This is a genomic window from Aeromonas sp. QDB23 (assembly GCF_027707745.1).
Taxonomy (GTDB): Bacteria; Pseudomonadota; Gammaproteobacteria; order Enterobacterales; family Aeromonadaceae; genus Aeromonas; species Aeromonas allosaccharophila.
In genome coordinates this window covers 225,700-231,858 of sequence record NZ_JAPCJA010000001.1, presented here as the reverse complement: position 1 = coordinate 231,858, position 6,159 = coordinate 225,700, and the positions used below count along the sequence as shown (strand labels likewise).

Annotated in this window: 7 protein-coding genes and 1 pseudogene; 3 read left to right on the top strand and 5 right to left on the bottom strand. The window is 47.9% G+C overall.

The annotated features are described in order from the left end of the window. Positions 1-332 precede the first annotated feature (332 nt). Positions 333-1,550, bottom strand: coding sequence for a tetracycline efflux MFS transporter Tet(E) (gene tet(E), locus PG888_RS01095; RefSeq protein WP_017780889.1), 1,218 nt, complete (start codon positions 1,548-1,550; stop codon positions 333-335). Positions 1,551-1,630: 80 nt separating this feature from the next. Between tet(E) and tetR the strand changes: the two genes are divergently transcribed. Then, positions 1,631-2,266 (top strand): tetracycline resistance transcriptional repressor TetR, encoded by a 636-nt coding sequence (gene tetR, locus PG888_RS01090; protein ID WP_017780888.1) that lies wholly within the window; start codon positions 1,631-1,633, stop codon positions 2,264-2,266. 331 nt (positions 2,267-2,597) lie between these two features. Here tetR and PG888_RS01085 read toward each other — a convergent pair whose 3' ends face one another. Both PG888_RS01085 and PG888_RS01080 read right to left on the bottom strand, forming a co-directional pair. Next, entirely contained in the window at positions 2,598-2,789 is a 192-nt protein-coding gene (locus tag PG888_RS01085; protein ID WP_017780887.1) for a hypothetical protein, read from the bottom strand. 209 nt (positions 2,790-2,998) lie between these two features. Further along, a complete protein-coding gene (locus PG888_RS01080) occupies positions 2,999-3,469 on the bottom strand; it encodes a hypothetical protein (RefSeq protein ID WP_017780886.1) in 471 nt (156 codons plus the stop codon). Positions 3,470-3,567: 98 nt separating this feature from the next. Here PG888_RS01080 and PG888_RS01075 point away from each other — a divergent pair, with 98 nt between their 5' ends. Continuing rightward, positions 3,568-3,876: a helix-turn-helix domain-containing protein gene (locus tag PG888_RS01075; protein ID WP_047440196.1), complete on the top strand. Its 309-nt coding sequence runs from the start codon at positions 3,568-3,570 to the stop codon at positions 3,874-3,876. A gap of 108 nt (positions 3,877-3,984) precedes the next feature. Here the strand turns inward: PG888_RS01075 and PG888_RS23205 are convergent, their stop codons facing one another. Both PG888_RS23205 and PG888_RS23200 read right to left on the bottom strand, forming a co-directional pair. Next, positions 3,985-4,731: a DinB/UmuC family translesion DNA polymerase gene (locus PG888_RS23205; RefSeq protein WP_113725460.1), complete on the bottom strand. Its 747-nt coding sequence runs from the start codon at positions 4,729-4,731 to the stop codon at positions 3,985-3,987. Positions 4,732-4,815: 84 nt separating this feature from the next. Further along, positions 4,816-4,938, bottom strand: a pseudogene (locus PG888_RS23200) (Y-family DNA polymerase); the annotation flags it as partial. A 459-nt stretch (positions 4,939-5,397) separates the two neighbouring features. Between PG888_RS23200 and PG888_RS01060 the strand changes: the two are divergent. Next, positions 5,398-6,153 (top strand): substrate-binding periplasmic protein, encoded by a 756-nt coding sequence (locus tag PG888_RS01060; RefSeq protein WP_232093578.1) that lies wholly within the window; start codon positions 5,398-5,400, stop codon positions 6,151-6,153. Positions 6,154-6,159 lie beyond the last annotated feature (6 nt).

The following is a 6,159-nucleotide window of genomic DNA, read 5'->3' as shown; positions in this document are numbered from 1 at the left end:
AATGAGCGTTCACATTGGTCCGGAAATGGTGTTCACGTTGAATCGGAATTGGTGTTCATGATCGGCCGGAATATGCAAATGCAACTGAGGCACTAGATAAAGCCCGTCACGCCTTGCAAGCGCAGGCCAACATCGCGCACCATTATCACATGTGTCGGGCCAATATGACGGGTTGGAAGATTGAGGTCATCGGGGAACTACCGGCTCAAGTGGGCCTATCTCGGTTGCTGCCAAAGGATGATTAATGGATCGCAATCCCAGACCCACCTACCAGCTCACCTCTATCCACCGAGTAGGGCGCCAGAATTTACGGTGCTGTACAGCATTGTTGCTCAAATTCTCTGCTGTACATCGCTCTTATTTATCGGGTGGATTACCCTACCTGGATGGAAAAACCTCAGTATAATCAATGCAACTACATATAATCCGCAGCCAATTATCCATACCCATCCATTCCACGTTTCGCGGGTTGCACTATACAAAAATGCAAAAACAAGTGGACCGATTACACCTGTCAGGTGGGTCAAACTGGTCAGCACCCCTTGTAATTGTCCCTGTGCTACCTGACCGACACGAACAGATATAATTCCCTGCAAGGCGGGAAGTGTGATGCCACCACAAGCTAGTAACAGCAAAACCGGCCAAACCATCCAGCTTTGTGTAATGACCGCCAATAAAAATAGGCCACAACCGTCAGCCAAAATGCCAACCGCTATAGCTTTCCGTTCTCCCAAATGTTTAGCGATAAAACCAGCAGCAAGTCCTTGAAACAGTGCGTGTGTCAGCCCGAACACAGCCAATGAAACACCGACCATTACGCCATCCCATGCGAAGCGCTCTTCTCCGAATAAAACCCATAATGTTGCGGGGATTTGGCCAATCAATTGAATGATGAAAAAGACAACTAACAATCCCGATAATGGGGAGATCATCTCGCGTATGGAGGATGTGGTTTCATTGATTGTTTCATTCTTTAACTCGTCACTAACCTGATTAGCATTATGGGTCTCATGTAAAATGAATAGGGAGACCAGAAATGCCAGCCCGTTAATAGCAGCAGCGAACATAAACGGTGCCTGTACCGAAAGTTGACCGGCAAAACCACCAATGACTGGTCCAGCAATCATACCGCCACCAAAACAGGCACCCATCATACCAAACCAATGTGTCCTGGATTCCTCAGGTGTGACATCGGCAATTGTTGAGGCTGCAACAGCTCCAGTCGCACCGGTAATACCAGCAATTAAGCGTCCCAAATACAACACCCACACTACGCTGGCTGTTGCCATTAATGCGTAGTCCAGTGTTGCACCTAAAAGTGAAAGTAACAATACAGGGCGACGACCTATGCGATCTGACCAGCGGCCGAGAAGAGGGGCAAAAATCACTTGCATCATTGCATACAGCGCCAATAAAACACCGTAGTTCTCTGCAACATTAGCCTTTCCAACAAACTCCCGTAATAACGCCGGCAAGACAGGCATAATTATGCCAATCCCCATAGCATCTAAAAAAATGATGACCAGTGCCATCATCACAGTGCGGTTCATAGTTAACGTTCTCTATCGATGATAGGGTTTGAAAAATAACTCTATCAGTGATAGATTGTCAACAGCAAAAGGAGATAGTGATGGCACGACTAAGCTTGGACGACGTAATTTCAATGGCGCTCACCCTGCTGGACAGCGAAGGGCTAGAGGGCTTGACTACGCGTAAGCTGGCGCAGTCCCTAAAAATTGAGCAACCGACTCTGTATTGGCACGTGCGCAACAAGCAGACTCTTATGAACATGCTTTCAGAGGCAATACTGGCGAAGCATCACACCCGTTCAGCACCGTTACCGACTGAGAGTTGGCAGCAGTTTCTCCAGGAAAATGCTCTGAGTTTCCGTAAAGCATTACTGGTCCATCGTGATGGAGCCCGATTGCATATAGGGACCTCTCCTACGCCCCCCCAGTTTGAACAAGCAGAGGCGCAACTACGCTGTCTATGCGATGCAGGGTTTTCGGTCGAGGAGGCTCTTTTCATTCTGCAATCTATCAGCCATTTTACGTTGGGTGCAGTATTAGAGGAGCAAGCAACAAACCAGATAGAAAATAATCATGTGATAGACGCTGCACCACCATTATTACAAGAGGCATTTAATATTCAGGCGAGAACCTCTGCTGAAATGGCCTTCCATTTCGGGCTGAAATCATTAATATTTGGATTTTCTGCACAGTTAGATGAAAAAAAGCATACACCCATTGAGGATGGTAATAAATGATGCTATCTATGTGTCAACTCTAATTTATAGTTATGGATAGTGTTTTCAAATATATACATGTATCGTCAGTATTTTATCTATTAAATATTAAACCACTTCTGGTTAATATCATGGGTGTCACCGTCCCTCGATAAAATGGCATTGAGTCTCCCACAACTAAGCCACCCATTCGGTTTAAGGTCTTAACGATGATATCTCTTGCATCCATATGGATTTCATCTACAGATTGTGCGAAAAGTTCGTGCAGTGAAAACCGAGCCAAGCTAGAACCTATTTGATACCCTCTGAAATTTTGCATTGTTGCAAATCGCCCCCAATGAGTTTCATCGCATTATTTCCAGGCTGCAACGGCACCAACAATTGTGGAGTTCATAATTGCACACCACCATTGTGGCGATTTTTCAGCTGGAATAGGGATCAATTCGTCAGGGATCCCCTGCTCTCCCTTGAACACGGGAATTTGCAAACGCAGTATGTCGTCCATATCTTCATGCGTTGCTTTCCTCAATACAAGATTCTGCATCGGGTCATCCTTATCGTTGAGCCGTAACAGCAGGTATTTTCATTAGTAGCTCAGCACAAAATGCACATAATTTGTTCAAATCAATAAGCCGCCTAGGAACACAGTATCTATTGGCCACCGCCTTCCGTTGGCGGCATCGCTTCTTGCGCTATGGCCGACTCAGGTATGCTTCTTTTCGATAAAACGCCTCTTTCATTTATACCTTTTAATTACATCATCACCAATTGACTTACCGCTCTAATTTTCCCATTCAACCGGTAGATTTTTTCTGATGCATTTTTATGCAAACAAGTAATTTTTTGCTTCTCTTGAGGTAGTTTTTCAAGTATCTCGCGGTAGGCTTGTAACTCATAACGAGTCAACAGAAGCTCTTCTTCCAGAGACCTCAACTCACTTGCTAGATCATAATTATCGCCTTTGATTGATGCTTGTAAACTGCCCAGAAGATCATCTGAAAAAATATAATGCCGATTATTTTTTGGCCCATTAGCTTTCACTGCATCCTGTTTTTTCAAGCTATATACATGGCGGTCAACCAAGCCTGATGCCTGATACACAGCCAAGTCATTGACCTCCATAGCCAATCGTATCAGCTCTTTCCTGCTTATTTTTAGACCAGTCATTTTGAGTAAAACTTGATAAAACTTGTTACTGATTTTGTAAACATTTTTATTCTGCATAAAATTTCCACAACCACAACACTTAGGATTGCTAAGTATACAGAGACAGGTGAAACTTAGACAATCTATACATATGAGAACTTTGTGATGAACAAACATTGTACAAAAACCCATTCCCAGAGAGACTCAAGCAGGCGCGTAAAAAAGCAGGTATATCCCAAAAGGAGCTTGGGGTAAGGGCCGGTATGGATGATAGTTCTGCTAGTGGTCGCATGAATCACTATGAGAGAGGTCGCCACGTTCCAGACATTGATACAATGCGAAAACTTGCCAATGTACTGGGAAAGCCGCTGAGTTATTTTTTTTGCGAAGATGATCTTAGTGCGGAATTGGTTTGTCTATTTGAGCAACTTGATGAGGATGAAAAGTTAGATCTTCTCTTTAAGCTACGTGAAAATAAACGGTGATACCGCTAAGTAAGATACCTGCTCATGTTGCGGATTGACCACCAGAAGTTTGCAACGCATTGATAGTGGTTTGTAGCTAGGAGAGGAGGTTAACTTTCATGGTTGTGCTCATGCCTTCACCACCGGGATCCCTTTGATACTGGTGGTATAGCGGGGGCTGAGTTGTTCGCGTTTCATCATCCATTCGCTGGTATCTCGGCCTCGGGATGCAAAGTAGACCTTTCCCAACCGCCCCTGGTTAATCCTATCGATCACCTGCATGAGTGCATCGCTACGGGGATCCTGCTGTTCGCTGCCGAATAGACCCCCTTGCTGCATGCCTTTCGGGGAGAAGTCCGCCAGCATGACGCCGCCCTTCATATAGCGAACATCATCCAACCAGATCCTGCTCAGCAGCGGCTCGATCTGGGCTAGCAACTCACGGGTGTCGGCTGTGGGTATCGGCAACAGCATGGAGATCTGGTTGGCATAATGTGTTTCCCGCTCCGCAAACGGGCTCGAACGAATGAATACTGTGACATGGCGGCAGCACATGCCCTCTGTCCTGAGTTTCTCAGCTGCCCGCTCCATGTAGCCAGCGAGAGCCTCCCGCATGGGGCCGAAGGCGGTGATGCGCTCCCCAAAGGATCGGCTGCAAATTATCTGTTGCTTGGCCTGTGCCAGTTGCTCCAGCTCGGCGCAGGGGATCCCGCACAGCTCCTGCACCGTGCGCTCGACAACGACCCCGTAACGGTGCCGAAGACTCTTAGCATCAGCCGCTACCAGATCAGCCACGGTGTTGATGCCCTGAGCTGACAGCTTGGTGGTGAGTTTGCGACCAATTCCCCAGACCTCGTCTACCGGGGTGATCGCCATCAGTTTGGCGCGGCGTGTTTCATCGCGCAGATCGACCACCCCTCCGGTGGCGGGCCATTTTTTTGCGGCATAGTTGGCGAGTTTGGCTAGGGTTTTAGTGGGGCCGATACCAACACCGACCGTCAGCCCTGTCCACTGCTGTACCCGCTCCCGGATCTGGCGTCCATATGCCACTAGGTCACCCGCCCAACTCTCACTCAGCTCAGCAAAAGCTTCGTCTGTTTACCGGGACGGGTGCGAACAGCTTTGCGAGAAGGTCACTCAGCAACTCGGTGCGTGGTTCTCTCTTTTGAGCTGGTAAGGCTCATGTGGTGAGGGTTCTGGTGAGGACAACCAAAAAGTGTAAGAATAAACAGGTATGAACACGCATTTTCATACCTTTTCTTACATATCTTTAAAAAGTGTCATTTTAAGGTGAGCAACCAGAAGTGTAAGAAAAGGTGTTATGCATTGAAATATATAGTAAAAAATTCATTGCCACTCACTCAGTCACTCACTCAGCAGCGATTTTTTACATGTATTACCCTTCTAAGAACAGACATATTAAAAAGACCCTGATAAAACAGGGTCTTTTAAATTCAAGCCGAGCACCTCTACCAGCAGGGAAGAGTATTCTATTAGTGACGGCCCATATTCAGCCATGAACCGGCGCCACAGGAGCACTTGATGAAAGGTGCGATGAAACCGATTGCCCGGATGCTGCTATTGCTGGCGATTTTTCTCCCCGAACAACTACTGGCACAACCGCTCAAGGTAGGAGTCAGCTTTGCCATCCCTCCTTATGTCATCGAAGGCGATAACCGCGGCATCGAGCTGGATCTGTTGAAAGAGGCGTTCGCCGGTAGCGGCTATGATCCCAGCTTTGAATATCTGCCGCTGGAGCGCACCTTCCGCCTGTTCGAGTCAGGCAAGCTGGATGCCATTATCAACGTCAGACGCGGCATGGTTGATACCCTCTTTCTGACCCGCCCCGTCATTACCTTCCATAACCGGATCTTCAGCCTGCGCACTACCCATATCAGTACCCTGGACGATCTGCATTCAAAACGAGTCACCGCCTTTCAACGGGCAAGGATCATTCTGGGGGGCGAGTTTGCCACCATGGCCAACCAGAATCCCCACTATGAGGAGGTGGCCAAGCAGCAGGGACAGGTGCACCAGCTGATGCGCGGCAGGGTGGATGCAGTCGTACTGGAGGAGCGGGTGTTCTACTACTATCTGGACCAACTGATCGCCACGGCGCAGGCTGGCGAACGCTACGAGCGCAACCAGGTCAGGCAAGCGGACCTCTTCCCACCCACTGTCTATCACTTCGCCTTTCGCTCGGCTGATGCCCTCAAGTTGTTCAACGATCGTCTCGAGGCAATGAAAAAGGATGGCAGTTATCAGCGAATTTTCGAGCTGTACGGCGCCAAGCCCTAGACATTC